The 17,006-nt window shown below is 66.1% G+C and carries 14 protein-coding genes; 10 read left to right on the forward strand and 4 right to left on the reverse strand.

Features of this window, described 5'->3' with window-relative positions:
- Positions 1 to 332 precede the first annotated feature (332 nt).
- Both Y958_RS05130 and Y958_RS05135 read left to right on the forward strand, forming a co-directional pair.
- Positions 333 to 2,573 (forward strand): TonB-dependent receptor, encoded by a 2,241-nt coding sequence (locus Y958_RS05130; RefSeq protein ID WP_186291269.1) that lies wholly within the window; start codon positions 333 to 335, stop codon positions 2,571 to 2,573.
- 46 nt (positions 2,574 to 2,619) lie between these two features.
- Positions 2,620 to 3,651 carry an adenosine deaminase gene (locus tag Y958_RS05135; RefSeq protein WP_088871157.1) on the forward strand — a complete coding sequence of 344 codons (1,032 nt, stop codon included), beginning with the start codon at positions 2,620 to 2,622 and terminating at the stop codon, positions 3,649 to 3,651.
- Between the two features lie 118 nt (positions 3,652 to 3,769).
- On the opposite strand, the gene Y958_RS05140 is transcribed toward Y958_RS05135, so the two are convergent.
- The gene (locus tag Y958_RS05140) at positions 3,770 to 5,356 is read right to left on the reverse strand and encodes a carboxylesterase/lipase family protein (RefSeq protein ID WP_244909380.1); all 1,587 of its coding nucleotides are present in this window, start codon (positions 5,354 to 5,356) and stop codon (positions 3,770 to 3,772) included.
- A 319-nt stretch (positions 5,357 to 5,675) separates the two neighbouring features.
- Here Y958_RS05140 and Y958_RS05145 point away from each other — a divergent pair, with 319 nt between their 5' ends.
- From Y958_RS05145 to Y958_RS05170, 6 genes are all read left to right on the forward strand, one after another.
- The gene (locus Y958_RS05145) at positions 5,676 to 6,128 is read left to right on the forward strand and encodes a nuclear transport factor 2 family protein (RefSeq protein ID WP_186291270.1); all 453 of its coding nucleotides are present in this window, start codon (positions 5,676 to 5,678) and stop codon (positions 6,126 to 6,128) included.
- Positions 6,129 to 6,157: 29 nt separating this feature from the next.
- Positions 6,158 to 7,591 carry an MFS transporter gene (locus Y958_RS05150; protein WP_186291271.1) on the forward strand — a complete coding sequence of 478 codons (1,434 nt, stop codon included), beginning with the start codon at positions 6,158 to 6,160 and terminating at the stop codon, positions 7,589 to 7,591.
- Positions 7,592 to 7,608: 17 nt separating this feature from the next.
- Positions 7,609 to 8,760: a Gfo/Idh/MocA family protein gene (locus Y958_RS05155; RefSeq protein ID WP_088871161.1), complete on the forward strand. Its 1,152-nt coding sequence runs from the start codon at positions 7,609 to 7,611 to the stop codon at positions 8,758 to 8,760.
- 29 nt (positions 8,761 to 8,789) lie between these two features.
- Positions 8,790 to 9,842, forward strand: a complete 1,053-nt coding sequence (locus tag Y958_RS05160; RefSeq protein ID WP_088871162.1) for a sugar phosphate isomerase/epimerase family protein — start codon at positions 8,790 to 8,792, stop codon at positions 9,840 to 9,842.
- A gap of 236 nt (positions 9,843 to 10,078) precedes the next feature.
- Positions 10,079 to 11,089, forward strand: a complete 1,011-nt coding sequence (locus Y958_RS05165; RefSeq protein WP_088871163.1) for a sugar phosphate isomerase/epimerase family protein — start codon at positions 10,079 to 10,081, stop codon at positions 11,087 to 11,089.
- A 14-nt stretch (positions 11,090 to 11,103) separates the two neighbouring features.
- Positions 11,104 to 11,496 (forward strand): C-glycoside deglycosidase beta subunit domain-containing protein, encoded by a 393-nt coding sequence (locus Y958_RS05170; RefSeq protein ID WP_088871164.1) that lies wholly within the window; start codon positions 11,104 to 11,106, stop codon positions 11,494 to 11,496.
- A gap of 68 nt (positions 11,497 to 11,564) precedes the next feature.
- Here Y958_RS05170 and Y958_RS05175 read toward each other — a convergent pair whose 3' ends face one another.
- The 3 genes from Y958_RS05175 to Y958_RS05185 are packed head-to-tail and all read right to left on the reverse strand — an operon-like array spanning position 11,565 to position 15,018.
- Entirely contained in the window at positions 11,565 to 12,956 is a 1,392-nt protein-coding gene (locus tag Y958_RS05175) for an MFS transporter (protein WP_088871165.1), read from the reverse strand.
- 22 nt (positions 12,957 to 12,978) lie between these two features.
- Positions 12,979 to 13,746 carry a hydroxypyruvate isomerase family protein gene (locus tag Y958_RS05180; RefSeq protein ID WP_088871166.1) on the reverse strand — a complete coding sequence of 256 codons (768 nt, stop codon included), beginning with the start codon at positions 13,744 to 13,746 and terminating at the stop codon, positions 12,979 to 12,981.
- Positions 13,747 to 13,791: 45 nt separating this feature from the next.
- Positions 13,792 to 15,018 (reverse strand): MFS transporter, encoded by a 1,227-nt coding sequence (locus Y958_RS05185; RefSeq protein ID WP_244909381.1) that lies wholly within the window; start codon positions 15,016 to 15,018, stop codon positions 13,792 to 13,794.
- Between the two features lie 298 nt (positions 15,019 to 15,316).
- On the opposite strand from Y958_RS05185, the gene Y958_RS05190 reads away from it, so the two are divergent.
- Both Y958_RS05190 and Y958_RS05195 read left to right on the forward strand, forming a co-directional pair.
- Entirely contained in the window at positions 15,317 to 16,426 is a 1,110-nt protein-coding gene (locus Y958_RS05190; protein ID WP_004273835.1) for an LLM class flavin-dependent oxidoreductase, read from the forward strand.
- Positions 16,423 to 16,983 (forward strand): NADPH-dependent FMN reductase, encoded by a 561-nt coding sequence (locus Y958_RS05195; RefSeq protein ID WP_088871167.1) that lies wholly within the window; start codon positions 16,423 to 16,425, stop codon positions 16,981 to 16,983. The genes Y958_RS05190 and Y958_RS05195 overlap by 4 nt, the downstream gene beginning before the upstream one ends.
- The last annotated feature ends 23 nt before the right edge of the window (positions 16,984 to 17,006 follow it).

A 17,006-nucleotide genomic window follows, 5' to 3' on the forward strand; every position in this document is an offset into this window, starting at 1 on the left:
CGGGCTGGTTAAACGTTTGTGGCGTATTTCAGCCGAATCCCGGTGGAAATGGGAAGGGGCATGGCTGGGGCCAGTTGATGAGGGCGAGGACAACTCGTCAAGTGCTGGACAATTATGAATCGTTTAAAAAAGCATAATCTCACCTTGACGAGCGAAAAACTCCAGGCGAGCATGGGAAATACAGGGGATCAGTTCGGCGGCGCTGAGCCGTTGAGTGCGCCTTTTTGTGCCTAAAAAATGAAACGTTTAATTAAAATGGACTGCACCGCCAGGGTGATGGCGTGGCGGCAGCGGACAGGGCATGAACGATGGGAGTTAAAATGATGAGACTCATGAGGGTGACGACGGCGGCGGCGCTGGTGGCGTTGGCGGCGGGGGAAGGGCCGGCGGTCGCGCGGGCGGCAGAGACGGCGGACGGCCCGCCCGCCTTGGAGGAGATCGTGGTCACGGCGCAGAAACGGACGGAGGATCTGCAGCAGGTGCCGCTGTCCGTCAGCGTCATGAACGGCGACGACATGCGCGGCCTGGCGGTGTCGGGTGATGATATCCGCGTGCTGTCCGGGCGCGTGGCCAACTTGAACGCCGAGTCCACCTTTGGCCGCGTCTATCCACGCTTCTACATCCGGGGGCTGGGCAACGAGGACTTCACCCTGAACGCCTCGCAGCCGGTGGCGCTGTACTATGACGACGTGGTGCTGGAGAACCCGGTACTGAAGGGCATGCCCGCTTTCGACCTGGAACGGGTCGAGGTGCTGCGCGGTCCCCAGGGCACGCTGTGGGGCAAGAACACCACGGCGGGCGCCGTGCATCTGGTGTCCCGCAAGCCCACGGACGCGACCGAGGGTTATGCCGACGTCACCTATGGCAATTTCAGCAGCTACACCGCGGAATCGGCGGTGGGTGGCAGCCTGGGCGACGGCCTCACGGCCCGGGCGTCCGTCCTGTATCAGCACCGCGACCCGTGGGTGCGCAATGTGGTCACGGGGAACAAGCTGGACGGCTATGACGATTTGGCGGGCCGGGTGCAGGTGCAGTGGAAGCCCGGCGAGCGCTTCACCGCCCTGGTCCAGGCCTTCGGCCGCTCACTGGACGGCACCTCCACGCTGTTCCACGGCGCCGGCACCGATGCGACCGTCGGCATCCTGCCCTTCGACAAGTATGACATCGCGGAGGAGAGCGATAACAACAACCGGCAGAAGGTGACCACGCGCGGTGTCACCCTGAACGCCGCCTATGAATTCGACGACGTCACCCTGACCTCCATCACCGCCTGGCTGACCGGCAGCATGTTCAGTGTCGGCGACGTGGATGGTTCCCCCCGGCCTGCGCTGGTCAACGCGTCCGACGTCGACGGGCTGACCCAGGTGACGCAGGAGCTGCGTCTCGCCTCCAACCCCGGCGGGCCCTTTGGCTGGCAGGGTGGCCTCTACTATTTCTCCGAGGATTTGAACTACTGGAACACCACCGCCAACAACAGCTTCCAGACGGCGGATGGCATGCCTGGCTTCGGCGCCTATCAGCGGGCGCGCCAGCGCAGCCACAGCGGTGCGGCCTTCGGCCAGGCCAACTATTCCCCCACCGAGCGCCTGACCCTGACGGCCGGCCTGCGCTACACTGTCGACGCGGTGGACTTCTGGCAGGACTCATCCTCCTTCACGCCCAAGCCCACCGACCTCGCGGCCTTCCCCAACTTCGCCACCGATCCGTTTTACAAGGTGGCGGGTCGGGGCCCCGGCCCCTGGTTCCTGCCCCGGTTTTCCAGCACCGACGGCCGCTGGGGCAAATTCACCTACGATGGCAGCGTGGCCTACCGCCTGGATGACCAGATCAACCTCTACGCCCGCGTGGCGGAGGGGTACCACGCCGGCGTGATCACGGGGCAGGCCATGTTCGACCCGTTGCAGAAGGCCGATCCCGAAACGGTGACCTCGTACGAGGCTGGGGTGAAGGGCGACTTCTTCGGCCGGCGCTTGCGTACCGACCTGTCGGTCTTCCACTACGTCTACCGCAACCAGCAACTGGTGGCCTACAGCACCCTGGGGGCGGGGCAGGAAATCATCCGCCTGATCAACGCCAAGGGCGGTGTCGGCACCGGCTTTGAGCTGGAGAGCAAGCTGCAGGTGACGGACGGCCTGCTGCTGGGCGCCAATCTCGGCTTTGTGAAGACTGAGATCCAGGGCCCGACGGAGGTGGACGACCCCCGCAATCCCGGCCACCCCCTGGACATCGCCGGCCAGCCCTTTCCCTTCGCCCCGCGATGGACCGCCTCGTTGACGGCCGACTACACCTATCCGCTGGGCGGCGGGCGGGAGCTGTTCCTGGGTACCGACTGGACCTATCGCGGCGATGAGAATTTTCAGCTGACCAGCTTCGTCCAGCCGCAATTCCGGGGGCAGGGGTATTGGGAGGGCGGGGCCCGGGCGGGCTATCGCTTCGGCCGCACGCAGGTCGCGGCCTGGGTGCGCAACATCACCGACGCCTCCGTCCTGACCAGCGCCGTGAACGTCAACGGCTACGCCGGCGTATTCACCAACCCGCGCACCTACGGCTTGGAACTGTCCACCCATTTCTGAAGACCAGCGATCCCTGGGGGCGGTTCCCCGGGGATCAGGAGCGACCATGACCGATACCCTTGCCCCACCCTTGGCCGATTTCATCCGCGGCCTGCCCAAGGCGGAGCTGCACCTGCACATAGAAGGCAGCCTGGAACCGGAGCAGATGTTCGCGTTCGCCCGCCGCAACCGCGTGGCGCTGCCCTTCCGCACGGTGGAGGAGGTGCGGGCCGCCTACGCCTTCACCAACCTCCAGGACTTCCTGGATATCTATTACCAGGGCGCCCAGGTGCTGCGCACGGAGGAGGATTTCCACGACCTGGCGCTGGCCTATTTCCGCCGGCTGGCGGCGGACGGCGGCGTACATGCCGAGATCTTCTTCGACCCCCAGACCCATACCGACCGGGGCATCCCCTTCCGGGTCGTGGCCGATGGTCTGCTGGCCGGCATGGTGGCAGCGAAGGATGAACTGGGCGTCACCTCCCATCTCATCCTCTGCTATCTGCGCCACCTGGATGAGGAGTCGGCCTTCGCCACGCTGAAGGCGGCGGAGCCCTATCTGGACCGCATCAAGGGCGTTGGCCTTGATTCATCCGAGGTCGGCAACCCCCCGTCGAAGTTCGCCAGGGTGTTCCAGGCCTCGCGGGAGCGGGGGCTGAGGTTGGTGGCCCACGCGGGGGAGGAGGGGCCGCCCGACTATGTCTGGCAGGCGCTGGACATCCTGGGCGTGGATCGCCTGGACCATGGCAACCGCGCGCTGGAGGACGAGGCACTGACCCGCCGCCTAGTTGACCAGGGCACGACGCTGACGGTGTGCCCGCTGTCCAACCTCAAGCTCTGCGTCGTGCCCAGCCTGGAGGCGCATCCCCTGCGGCGCATGCTGGACCTGGGGCTGAAGGCCACGGTCAACGCCGACGACCCGGCTTATTTCGGCGGCTATCTGCTGGACAACTATGTGCGCGTGGCGGCGGCCCTGGGCCTGGACCGGGCGCAGCTGGCGCGGCTGGCCCGCAACAGCATCACCGGGTCTTTCCTGGATGAGGCGGCCCAGGCGCCTCACCTGGCGAGGTTGCGGCAGATTGATCCCTATCGGGATTGACGGAGGTAACCGGGTTTGAGCTCGGCGGCTCCCGATGTCCCCATGCGGCCCCCAAGGTGAATTTTAATGGGCCGGGCCATTTGGAATTTCCCGCCGCTATTTTTGCGGCACCAACCCTCTAAAAAAGCGAAAGCTTGCCACCGGAGGCGACGTAGTCCCTGAACGCCTCGAAGCGCGCTTCGCTGGAAACGCCCTGGCGCGGGCCGGTGGTATCGCCCAAGCCCATAACCATGGGGGCGCCGGTGGCCACCCTAGGCCATGCGTCACCGGGGAGGGTGGGATCGCCCTTCTTCATGAAGGCCAGCCAGTGGGTTTGGAGCGCGCGCGAAACGGCGCGGTCCCGGTCGGTGAAGACACGGCCGCCCTTGTCCAGGGCGCCCATCACGTAAGGCACCTCGGCGGTATGGAAAGCGCCGAAATCCTGGCCATCGCCGGTGGCTGGATACGGATGATCGTAAAGGTAGATGTAGACGGCCTGCCCGCTGGCGGCCGTCCGTGTCTGGGCCCACAAGACCAGGCCGGCCATGTAACGGTCTTGCGCCAACAGCTTGTATGAGGCGCGGGCCTCGGCATCGGTGGCGTGGGGGTACACCGCCAGCAAGCGGTCGGCGGATTGACCATAGCGCTCCCGAACCAGGGCGGTGAAGTCGGTGGCGGTCAGCTCGCTATTGCCGAACAGGGTGCCCTCATCGGCATTGAAGCCGGTCATGAGCGGCACCCTGCTCGCCACCGGGGCCGCTGGATCTTCAGGGTCCCCGGTGACGATGACGGCGTCCAGGTTCGGGGCGAACACAATGGTCGGCCTTACGGGCTTGGCGCCAGGGGTTGGTGGCGGGACGTTGGCGGCCTGCTGCAGCGCGTCGGCTGGTATGGCGCGCAATTCGGCCAACGACTTGGCGCCCACCTTCTCCGCGAACGTGACGCCCGTCGCCTCCGCTTCGGCCAGCGACGGCATGTGGATGCCCATGGCCGAGCCACTCTGTGCCACCGCGCGCTGAAACAGGCCTTTGGCAAGCGGCGACATGATCAGGTCATTGACCGCGGCGGCGCCGGCGGACTGGCCGGCGATGGTCAGTGTGTCGGGGTCGCCGCCGAACTTGGCAATGTTGGCGCGGACCCATTTCAGCGCTTCGATCATGTCGAGCAGGCTGTAGTTGCCTGAACTATGCAGGGCCGATTCCTGGGTGAGTTCGGGGTGGGCCAGGAAGCCGAACACGCCAAGCCGGTAGTTTATGGTGACGACGACCGCTCCCTTGGCTGCCAGGCCGCCGCCTTCGTAAACCGGGATGGTGCCGGACCCGCTGCCAAAGCCGCCCCCGTGGATGTAGACGAACACCGGCAGTTTGCCGTGGGCCTGGCGCGGCTTCCAGACATTCAGGTAGAGGCAGTCCTCCGAAACCGGGCCTTGGATCAGGAACTCCGACGTGAAGGGGCCGAATTTGCCAGGCGGGCCCTGGTAGCAGGCCGGCGACGCCTGGGTGGCGTCGCGCACTCCCTGCCACGCCTTGACCGGCAAGGGATCATGCCAACGCAGCGGGCCCACCGGGGCCTGGGCGTAGGGAATGCCCAGGAATTCGTCGACCGCGCCTTTTTCGGCGCCGCGGATTTCACCGGAGCTGAGCTGGACGGTCGGCTGCGCCGACGCGGCGGCCGGCAACAGGAACAGGGCGACGGCCGCGCCCGCCAACATCTTGAACGCCCTCACGAGTAGCGCCTCCCGATTTTTATAATGGTGATGGCTTACAACAAAGCGGCCTTCGCGGCAATCAATGAGAATAAAAATACTTATTATTAAAAGTTCGACCCTTGCATGGACTCAGGCCCCTTGGAAAGCGCGAGCAGGAGCGGTTGAAAAAAGCCGCCACCTCCCATTGGGGAGGGGCGGCGGGGGAATGCTGGGATGGGAGTGAATGTCGCCAGCCGGACCATTGTAGCGCATGTCATATAGAATTATAATCTGAATTCATGTTATGGCTTGCGAAGCGCTGCTGAGCGCCGCCAGGACAATAAAGGGGAGGAGCGACATGCGTTGGTACCGGGCCGCCGTGCTCTGCGGGATGGGGATCTTGGGCGCCACGGCGACGGCACAGGCGGCGGATGGGGGTGGTTGTCCCCCGGGGCAGGCCGCGAGGCAGGGTGAGTCCCCGAAACTGTTCCAGGACTTCGCGACCCAGCTGCTGGTGCGCAAGGATGCCCGCGGCGCCTATGAGACCTTCGCCGCCGCCGACATGGTCCAGCGCAACCCACCCTTCGGCGCTACCCGCGACAGCACCATCGCCCAGTGGGAAAAGATGACAGGCCTGCCGGGCGCGCGCTTCGTCATCGAGACGGTGACCATGGAGGGCGACGTCGGGGTGGTCCATTTCCATGGCCAGCTCAAGGCCGGGGAGGCGGGCGCCGTCATCACCCAGCACGATCGGCTGCGCTGCGGCAAGATCGTGGAGGAATGGGCGGAGTTCAGCGCGGGGGCCAAATGATCGGCGAGGCTTCGGCGGGCCCACGGCCCGTGGCGATATCCGCCATCGACCAGGCTGCCGCGATGTCCCCCGGTCGGCGGAAGTCGGCCCTGGTCATCGTTGCCGGCGCGTTCATGATGGACTTGATCGACCTCACCATCGTCAACGTCGCCTTGCCCTCCATCCAGCGGGATCTCGGGGCCGGGCCGGCGGCCATGCAATGGATGGTGGCCGGTTACGCCGTCGCCTTCGCCGTGCTGCTGATAACGGGCGGCCGGCTGGGGGATACCCATGGCTACCGCCGCCTGTTCATGGTGGGGGTGGCCGGTTTCACCGCCACCTCACTGCTATGCGGTGCTGCGGCCAGCCCGGTTATGCTGGTGCTGTCGCGGCTGGCGCAGGGTGCTGCGGCCGCCTTGATGCTGCCCCAGGTGATGTCGCTGATCCAGGTGATGTACCCACCGGCGGAGCGCATTGGCGCGCTGGCCATTTTCGGCGTGCTGGGTGGGCTCGCGGCCGTTCTCGGGCCCATCCTGGGGGGCCTGTTGATCGAGGCGGACCTGTTCGGGCTCGGCTGGCGCCCGATCTTCCTGATTAATGGCCCGCTGGGCGTGGCCGGCCTTATTGGCGCATGGCGCGTCCTGCCGTCCGGCCGCTCGTCTCGGGCCAGCGGCGTGGATGTGCCGGGCACGCTGCTGATCGCCGCGACCTTGCTGGCCGTCATCCTGCCGCTGATGCAGGGGAGGGAGGCCGGCTGGCCCTGGTGGTGTCTGGCGTCCTTGGCCGCGGCCCCTGTTCTGGGCTTGCTGTTCCTGCGCCATGTTCGGCGGCGGTCGGTCACGGGCACCGCCCTGGTGGATCCCGAGCTGTTCGCCAACCGGGGTTTCACCGTTGGGGTTTGCATCTCCCTCTGTTTCCAGGCGGTGACGGCGGGGCTGTTGTTCATCCTGACCTTGACGCTGCAATACGGTTTGGGTTGTTCAGCCTTGGAGACGGCCCTGGTGCATGTGCCCTATGCCGTGGGCGCCTCGGTGGCGATCGGCGTCGTCGCCCGGCGGGCGCTGCCGCGCATCGGTCTGCGTCTCATCGGCATCGGCGTGGGGATCATGTTGGCCGGCCTGGTGGCGCTGTTCGCCTTGATCCTGGCGCAAGCGCCCCTGATGGTGATTGGCGGCGCGTTGCTGGTGACAGGTACGGGCATGGGGTTGACCGGTGGCCCGCTGGGGCCTGTGACCTTGTCGGATGTCGACGTGGCGCATGCCGGGGCGGCATCGGGTACCATGAAGGCCCTTCAGCAGTTGGGGGCCGCGACCGGCGCCGCGCTGATCGGCAGCCTCTACTTCGCCCTGGCCCCCGACCTTGATTCCGTTCACGCGCGCCAAAGTTTCCTGACGACCCTGCCCGTGGTGGCGGGCTTGCTGCTGGTTGTGGGGGGGCTGGTCACGCGCCTGCCCAAGGACCTGCGGATTTTCCGCAAAATATGACCTTTAGGGAGGAAGGGATGCCAAGTCCCGTTCTGCGCCTTGGCCTCATCGGTGGGGGCCCTGGCAGTTTCATCGGGCCCGTTCATCGCATGGCGGCGGAGTTGGATGGCCGGTTCCGCCTGGTCGCCGGCGCGTTCAGCAGCGACCCTGAGCGGTCGCGCCAGGGGGGCGCCAGCTATGGTGTCGATCCCGACCGGGCCTATCCCAGCTACGCGGCCATGATCGCCGCCGAGCGGGAACGGGCCGATGGCATCGACGCGGTGGCCATCGTCACCCCCAACCATGTCCACGGGCCGGCCAGCACCCACGCCCTGCGGGCGGGCCTGCATGTCATGTGCGATAAGCCCGCCGCCCTCTCCCTGGCGGAGATGCGCGACCTGGCGGATGTTGCCGCTGGCGCGCGCGGCCTTTATGCCCTGACCCATACCTATACCGGCTATCCCCTGGTTCGCGAGGCCCGGGCGCTGGTGGCGGCGGGCCGTATCGGCCGCCTGCGCAAGGTGGTGGTGGAATACAGCCAGGGCTGGCTGTCCACCCCGCTGGAAACCACGGGCCTGAAGCAGGCGGGCTGGCGTACCGACCCCAGCCGCTCCGGCGCCGGCGGCTGTATCGGCGACATCGGTGTCCATGCGTTCAACCTGGCGGAGTTCGTCACCGGCAAGCCGGTCGCCCGCCTGTGCGCCGACCTTTCCACCCTGGTGCCGGGCCGGCGCCTGGATGACGACTGCAACATCCTGCTGCGGTTCGATGACGGCACGCCCGCGGGTGTGCCCGGGGTGCTGCATGCCTCCCAGATCGCCGCGGGTGACCGGAACGGTTTGCGCCTGCGGGTCTTCGGCACCGAAGCCGGGATCGACTGGTCGCAGGAGACCCCTAATACCCTGACCATCAATGGATTGGACGGCCGGACCGAGGTGCTGCATGCCGGCGGCGGGGCCCTGGGGGCGGCGGCGCGGGCCGCCACGCGCCTGCCCATCGGCCATCCCGAGGGCTATATCGAGGCCTTCGCCAACCTGTATCGCGATTTCGCCGCCGCCATCCATGCCGGCCGCATGCCCCCGGATGGCGCGTTGCCGGGCGTGGACGCCGGCTTGCGGGGCATGGCCTTCATCGAAACCGCCGTCGCCAACAGCGCCACCGGTGGCGGCTGGGTTCAGTTGGCCGTCTGAAGGCCCGATCTGACAGGAAAGGAAAACCCATGCGCACGATCAAAGGGCCGGGCATCTTCCTGGCGCAATTCGCCGGCGATGCCGCCCCCTTCAACAGCCTGGCCAACATCGCCGCCTGGGCTGCGGACCTGGGCTTTAAGGGGGTGCAGATCCCCAGCTGGGACGCCCGCCTTTTCAACCTGCGCCTGGCGGCGGAAAGCCGCGACTACGCGCAGGAGGTCACGGGCACGCTTGCCACCCACGGCTTGGCGGTCACCGAACTGTCCACGCACTTGCAGGGACAACTGGTCGCCGTCCATCCCGCCTATGACGCGCAGTTCGACGGGTTCGCCGACCCGTCCGTGCGGGGCGATCCGGCGGCGCGGCAGGTCTGGGCGGTGGAGCAGATGCGGCTGGCCGCCCGGGCCAGCGCCAACCTGGGGCTCGCGGGGCACGCCACCTTCTCCGGTGCGCTGGCCTGGCCCTACCTCTATCCCTGGCCGCAGCGGCCGTCGGGCCTGGTGGAGGAGGCGTTCGCCGAGCTGGCCCGGCGCTGGCGGCCCATTCTGGACGCGTTCGACGACGCTGGCGTCGATGTCTGCTTCGAGCTGCATCCGGGGGAGGATCTGCACGATGGCGCCACCTTCGAACGCTTCCTGGATGCCGTTGGTCAGCACCGCCGCGCCAACATCCTGTTCGATCCCAGCCACTTCGTGTTGCAGCAGTTGGACTATCTGGCCTTCATCGACATCTATCATGAGCGGATTCGCGCCTTCCATGTGAAGGATGCGGAGTTCCGGCCCAATGGCCGGTCAGGTGTCTATGGCGGTTACCAAAACTGGATCGACCGGCCTGGACGGTTCCGGTCGCTGGGGGATGGCCAGGTGGATTTCAAAGCCGTCTTCTCCAAGATGGCGGCCTACGACTATCCCAACTGGGCCGTGCTGGAGTGGGAATGCGCCTTGAAGCATCCTGAGGATGGCGCCCGCGAAGGGGCCCGGTTCATCCAGGACCACATCATCCGTGTGACGGAGCGGGCGTTCGACGATTTCGCCGATGCCGGGGGCGACACGGCGCTGAACCGCAGGCTGCTTGGGCTGTGACTGGAGCGCATCATTTGCAGGACGATTGATTTTCAAGAACAAGAATAATAATATTGATATCGATATAATGTCATGGCGGCCCCTGCCGGTTTCCCGGCGCACACGGCCGCCATTACCGGGCGACGCGCGCAGGGAGGCGCGGGTTCGCTCTCCGGAATCCAAGAGATCGGGCTCAAGCCTGAGACCGCCGTCCAAACCGGCTCCCGGCGGGGCCGCATCTGACAAGGACAGCTTCCATGTCGACGTACGACATCAAGCGGGGCGTCAGCCTCTACAGTTACCAGGAAGAATATTTCCTGCGGCAGAAGTCGCTGGAGGACCTGATCAAGGTCTCCGCCGAGATGGGCGCCAAGGGCATCGAACTCATCAGCGAGCAGACGTTTCCCGACTATCCCAATCCGCTGGACCCGTCGGTCTACGACAACTGGCACGCCCTGATGGCCAAGTACGGCACGACGCCGGTCTGCCACGACTTCATGCTGGACTATAAGAAATACAAGGACCGGCCGATGCCGTTCGAGGAGCAGGTGGCCTCCTGCAAGGTCGATATCGACCATGCGGCCCGGCTCGGCTGTCCCTACACCCGTGCCCTGGTCTCCATCGACCCCAAGGTGCTGGTGGCGTGCGCCGACTATGCGGAAAGCCGCAACGTGCGCATCCTGATCGAGGTGCATGCGCCGCTGCATTTCGATCATCCCTGGATCATCCGCCATGCCGAGGCGTTCGAGAAGTCGGGCTCCGACTATCTCGGCTTCCTGCCGGACATGGGCATGTTCCTGTTCGCCTTCCCGCCCGTGTGGAAGGAGAAGTTCATGCGCGACGGCGTGCCCCCGCACATCGCCGACTACATCTGCAAGGCCTACGAGGATCGCGTCCTGAGCGAGTATGTGATCCTGGAGGTGGAGAAGATGGGCGGCGTCGGGCCCGCCATCGGCATGGCCACCACCCTGCGCCACAACGCGGCGTTCGAGCCCAAGCGCATGCTGGACCACATGGACCGCATCTGGAACATCCACGCCAAGTTCTACGAGATGACGGAAGATTTGGTGGAACCGTCCATCCCGTATGACGAGATCATCCGCGTGCTGAAGCAGGGCGGTTACAAGGGTTACATCTGCTCGGAATACGAAGGCAACCGCTGGATCCAGGACGCCTTCCCGGTTGATTCCATCGAGCAGGTCCGCCGCCAGCAGGAAATGTTCAAGAAGCTGATCGGCGAGCCGCAGGCCGCCGTCAGCGCCGCCTGAGGGGAGAGGCCGCAATGTTCGACAAGTATATGATCTGCGAAGAAGGCTTCGGCAATGTGGTCGAGGACGGCCAGGTGGTGGGGTTCACCTTCCTGGCGCGGCTTCCCTACTACCGCGGCATCGGCCTTTCCATGGTGGAGGACATCGGCGTCGTCATCGATGGTGAACCGGTTTCCCGCCAGGATGTCCGCTTCACCGTGCGCGGGCGCACCTGGACGCTGGACGAGATGGAGACGGAATACACCGAACGCTGGAACTTCGGCGAGAAGGCGGCGGTGACGGTGCGGCGCCCCAACGGCCTGGCGCCCGGCCGGCACCGTCTGCAGCTGTCGGAGCGTATCCGTGTCTCCTACCTGCCCTTCGTGCCGACCACGCGGGACGCGAAGGAACTCGACATCCCGGCGTGACTCTTCCTTTCCATGCCGGTACTGGGGGCGCGGCGGCCTGATCGCCGCGCCCTTTTCTTATGCCGCTTTCAGGCCTGGGGGCGCTTGGGTATCGCGGGATAGAAGCTGATGCAGAGGGTTTGCAGGAGCAGCACCACGACCGCGGGCACGTAATAAAGCGCGTGCACCATGTGGACGGCGCCATCGCTGACGGCGGCCGGATTATAATCGACCCATGCCAGGCCATAGGCGATGACGGCGCCGCCCAGGGCCATGCCGATCTTGGTCGACAGGCTGATGCCCGCCGACAGCAAGCCCTCATGCCGGACGCCGAAACGGGCCTCGTGATAGTCCACGGTTTCGGCCGCCATGGCGAAGATCGCCGTCATGGTCACGCTGATGAGGACCGAGGCCAGGACATAGATCGTCAGGAACAGCCAGGGCTGGCCCTCCGCCAGGGGGAGGACCAGGTACAGCCCGGTGGCAAGGATCAGCACCAGGCGGTTGCCCTGGCGCATGCCGAAGCGGCGCAGATAGGGCGGCGCGATCGCCGATCCGATCAGCAGCGTGCCGGAGATCGCCGGCAGCAGGATGGAGATCATCCACGGCTGATGCAGGACATTCAGGGCGAAATAAGCCGTCACCGCCAGCACGGCGCCGAAGCGGATGAAGTTCAGGGTGGTGAACACGAACACCACCAGCCAGGCCCGGTTGCGGACCATATTCGAGATGGCCGACAAGGTGGCCGGCGGCTCCTCGCCCCCGTCGTGGATGACTTCGCGGCAGTTGGCGAAGAGGTTCAGGATCAGCGCCACCGAGACGCCGGCCGCCAGCAGGGCCGTCAGCAGGAAGCCCTGGGCCTTGTCCCCGCCGCCCAGCGCCGTCACCAGGGGCATGGTGCCGGCGGTGGCGAAGATGACGGACAGGGCCGTGCCGGCGGAACGCAGGCTGCTGACCTGCACCCGTTCCTCCTGGCGGCCCGTCATCATGGGCAGCAGGGCGCTGTAAGGAATGTTCACGATGGAAAACAGCAGGCCCAGGATGATGAAGGTGGCGCCGGCCCAGACCAGCTTGCCCGTGTCCCCAAGGGGCGGCACGTAGAAGACGGCCACCGAAAACAGGCCGAAGGGCACCGCGCCGTAGAGGAAATAGGGGCGGGTCCGTCCCCAGCGGCTGCGTGTGCGGTCCACCAGCACCCCGACCACGGGGTCGATGCCGGCATCCAGCAGCCGCGACAGCAGGAACAGGGTGCCGACCACGCCCACCGGCAGCAGCGCCACATCGGTATAGAAATAGAGCAGGAAGGCCCCGACCATGTTCCAGCAGAGGCCGAAGGCGAAGTCGCCGGCGCCGTAGCTGATCTTGGCCTTCCAGGGAAGACGGCCGCCGGGTGGAGACGCGCTGGCGTCCCCCCCGATGGCGGTGGTGGATGGGTGGGGAGAGGTGGGGAGGGCGATGCCACCCCCATTTCGCGTGGACATCGCCGCAGACTCCGCTGTGAGGTTACAGGCCCAGCGCGGCACGGGCCGTCGCCAGCGTTTCCAAGGTCGGGCCCTGGGGCTTGTATTCCAGGCCCACGGCGCCGGTGTATCCCAGCTCCCGCAGGATGCCGATGTAGCGCGCCCAATCCACCGAGCCGCTGCCCGGCTGATGCCGGCCCGGCACGTCGGCCACCTGGACATGCCCCACCAGGTGGAACCGTCCGGCCAGAACCTGGGCCGGGTCTTCCTCCATGACGGTGGAGTGGTACATGTCATAGAGCAGGCGCAGGTTGGGGCTGCCAACCTCCTCCACCATGTCCAGCCCTTCGGCCGTGCTGTCGAGGAACATGCCCGGATGTTCGACGCGGGTGTTGAGCGGTTCCAGCACCAGCGGGATGCCGGCCTGCTCGGCCAACGCCGCCGCCCGCTTAAGGACACCGACGGCGGCTTCGTGCTGTTCCTGGCGTGACACCTCCGGCCGGGTGAAGCCGGACGCCACCACCAGGGCCCGCGCCCCGGTCCGCTGCGCGGCCTGCAGGCTGTCGCGCACTGCCGCCAGGAATTCCTCATGCTGGGCGGGATCGACCAGGCTACGCCGTGGTTCGACCACCATGCTGGCCAACTGCACCCCGGTCTCATCCAGGGCGCGGCGGACGTCGTCCAGCGGCTTGTCCCGCCACAGGTGGAATTCCACCGCCTTCAGTCCGGCGGCCTTGGCGGCGTGGATGCGATCAGGGAAGGACGGATGCTCGGCGGCGAACAGCCACTCGATGCACGCTGCGAGGTACATGGGGAAACTCCTGGATGGAAAAGGGGTGTTGGGGCCGTCGCCGGCTCAGGGAAGGACGTCGGCGGGGGACGGCTTGGCCTTGAGCAGGGCCGTCAGCGCCACGATGCCGGCGGCCAGGGCTACGAGGCCCATGGTGACGAAGGCCGCCTGTACCGTTCCGTTCGTCAGCGCCCTGGCGCCGGCGACGAAGAAGGGGCTGGTGAATTGGCCGAGAAAGAAGCAGGACGCCCAGATGCCCATGCCGCGCCCGCGATGGGCGAAGGGCAGCACGCCCTGCGCCCAGGCGATCAGGGATGGCACCGTCAGGCCGGCGCCCATTTGCTGCAGCAGCAGAAGGGCCACCATGATCTTGTAGTCGCTGGACAGCCCCACGCCCGTGAGGCCCACGCCCAGCAAGGCGAAGACGCCCGCCAACTGCAGTGCCGTGGTCCGTTTGCCGAGATAGCCGAACAGCAGCGTGCCGATGGGAACGCCGATGCTGGCCACGGAGATCAAGGTGCCCACCCGGCTGGGGCTGTCGATCCCGACTTCGCGGAACACCAAACCGCCTTGGATGATGAAGACGTAATAAATCGTGGAGGCCAGAAGGGTGACCGCGCCATACAAGGCCACGGCCTGCAGCGGGAAGGCGGGAGTGCGGCCGCCGGCGCTTGAATCTGCCGTGGTGGATTTCCCAGGCTCGAAGATCAGGGCGTACATGCCCGCGAAAATGGGCAGGGCGATGAGGTAGATGAGGAAAACGCCGTTCCAGCGCAGTTCGGTCAGCAGGCCGGAGGCCGCGATCACGGCGGGGGCCAGCGCTGAGCCGGTCACGCCTTGGATGACCAGCCATTTGCGGCGGCCCGCCGGGTCGTAATAGTCGGCGATGAGGGTGTTGACGATGGTCAGGATCGCTGCCTCCGTCACCCCGAGCAACAGCCGGGACGCGATGACGGAATACAGGCTGTCCAGGAAATAGGGCAGGGCGCCCGCGATGCCATAGAGCAGCGTCGACCAGACCAGCAGTGGCCGCCGGCCGAACCGGTCAACAGCCAGCCCGGCGAAGGGCGCCAGCACGGCGATGGCCAAGCCAGGCGCTGAGACCAGCACCGGCACCAGCAGCGATGCGTTCGCGACATCGTGGAAATGGTCCAGGATGGTCGGTACGGCCGGGGCCAGCGAGATGATCGCCAGAATGGGCAGGAATCCGCTGATCACCAGGATGATCCCCTGTCCCAAACCGGCCTTGCGTTGGGCGCCCTGAGTCGGAGCGTCGATCGCCCGATCCACCATGAATATCCTCCCTCCGGCGTCGTGCGCCGTAACAGAATAATTATTTTGAAAATAATGAGGATGGGGGAACTGTTTTGTCAACGCGGGAGTCGGTGGCCCAGGGGCGGAGCCGTAGATTTTCCCGAAGAAAAGCGATTTCTGACGCCGCTGGTGGGTTTCGGTTGACGCCAATCGGTTTGGCTGGTTACAAATTAAGAATATCAATTCTAATTTGCTTGCCGAGTCCGGCGTGATGCGGCCGGCTGGACCGCCATAGAACGGGCCGGGGCCGGAACAGGGCGACCTAACGGAGGAAACAGTGCGCTTCTCGACCTTTCTGAACGCTCGCTCCATGGGGCCGGAGCAAGACCGTGCTGTGATGCTGGGCATGATCGATCATGCGGAACGGGCGGAAGCGGCCGGTTTCGACGCCGTCTTCCTGCCGGACCACCATTTCACCGGCTATATGCCCATGGCGTCCGATCCCTTCATGTTCGCGGCGTACCTAGCGTCGCGTCTGAAGCGGGTGCATTTCGGCTTCTCGGTCACCACGGTGCCGCTGCACCATCCCGTGCGGTTCGTCGAGCGCATCAACATCCTGGATCAACTGACCCAGGGTCGGATACTGGTCGGCGTGGGCAGTGGCACGACGCCGGAAGAGATGATCGGCTTCGGCGTGAACTACAAGGAAGCCTCCCGCCTGGCGGAGGAGAACCTGGCCATCGCCGAAACCTTATGGGCCAAGGCCCCGCATGACGCGCCGGTCACTTTTGACAACGGCCATTACAAGGGCGAGGTGGTGCAGCGTATCGCGCCGGTGGCCTACAGCGCGGGCCATGCCAAATTGATGCCGGTGGCAATGAAGGAAAGCAGCGCGCGGCGCGCGGCGGACCATGGCTGGCCCGCCTTCATTCCGGCCTTCACCCCGCCCCGGATCGGCGGGACGGAGCCCATGGTCCACGTCCGCAAATATTTCACCGCGTATCGGGACATGCTGATGGCGGCCGGCCATCCGTCCGACGTGGTCGCCGACGCCCTGTCCTGGTCGACGCACACCTATCAGTGTGTGCATGTGGCGGAAACCGACGCGCAGGCCCGCCGGGAACTGGAGGACATCCTGACCGTCTACCAGGAGGCCGTTGACCGCGAGGCGGCTTTCAACGCCAAGGCCGAGGCGACGGAAGCCAACAAGAAGACGGACCGGACCCCCAACGCCCTGACGGAAGACTGGATCGGCACCTGGTGCCTTTACGGCAGCCCCGAGACGGTGATCGAGCATCTGCGGCCCTACCAGGAACTGGGCATCGGCAACATCCTTTGCGGCATGTTGACCGGCCCCTTGACGGAACAGCGCATGGCCTACGCCAACCAGACGCTGGACCTCATGGCCCGGAAGGTCATCCCGGCCCTCAGGGAGGGGGGGAGATGAGCCGGCCGCTGATCGTCGGCTTCGGCGGCACCACCCGTCCGGGGTCATCGGGAGAGCGCATGGTGGCGGCCGTACTGTCGGCCGCCGCCGCCCTGGGGGCCGAAACCCGGCTGTTCGGCGGCGCCGACCTGGCGGTCCTGCCGCATTTCGCACCCGAAAACCGCCAGCGTACGGCGGAGCAGCGCGAGTTCGTGGACGCGGTACGCGCCGCGAACGGCTTGGTCATCGGGTCGCCCGGTTATCATGGCGGCGTCTCCGGCCTGGTGAAGAACGCCATCGATCTGCTGGAGGATTTGCGCGACGACGACCGCGTCTATTTTGACGGGCTGCCGGTCGGGCTGGCGGTCACGGCGGCGGGCTGGCAGGCGGGCGGCGTGACCCTGACGGCGCTGCGCGGGATCGTCCATGCGATGCGGGGCTGGCCCACCCCGCTGGGTATCGCCGTGAACACCGTGGCGCAGAAGCCCTTTGATGCCGAGGGGCGTCTGATCGACGCCGGTATCCTGGAACAGGTCCAGGTTCAAGCCCAACAAATCATGCTGCTGGCCGACCTCTGATCGCCAGCGTCTTAGGGGGAATT

It is taken from the genome of Nitrospirillum viridazoti CBAmc (assembly GCF_000730165.1).
GTDB classification, from domain to species: domain Bacteria; phylum Pseudomonadota; class Alphaproteobacteria; order Azospirillales; family Azospirillaceae; genus Nitrospirillum; species Nitrospirillum viridazoti.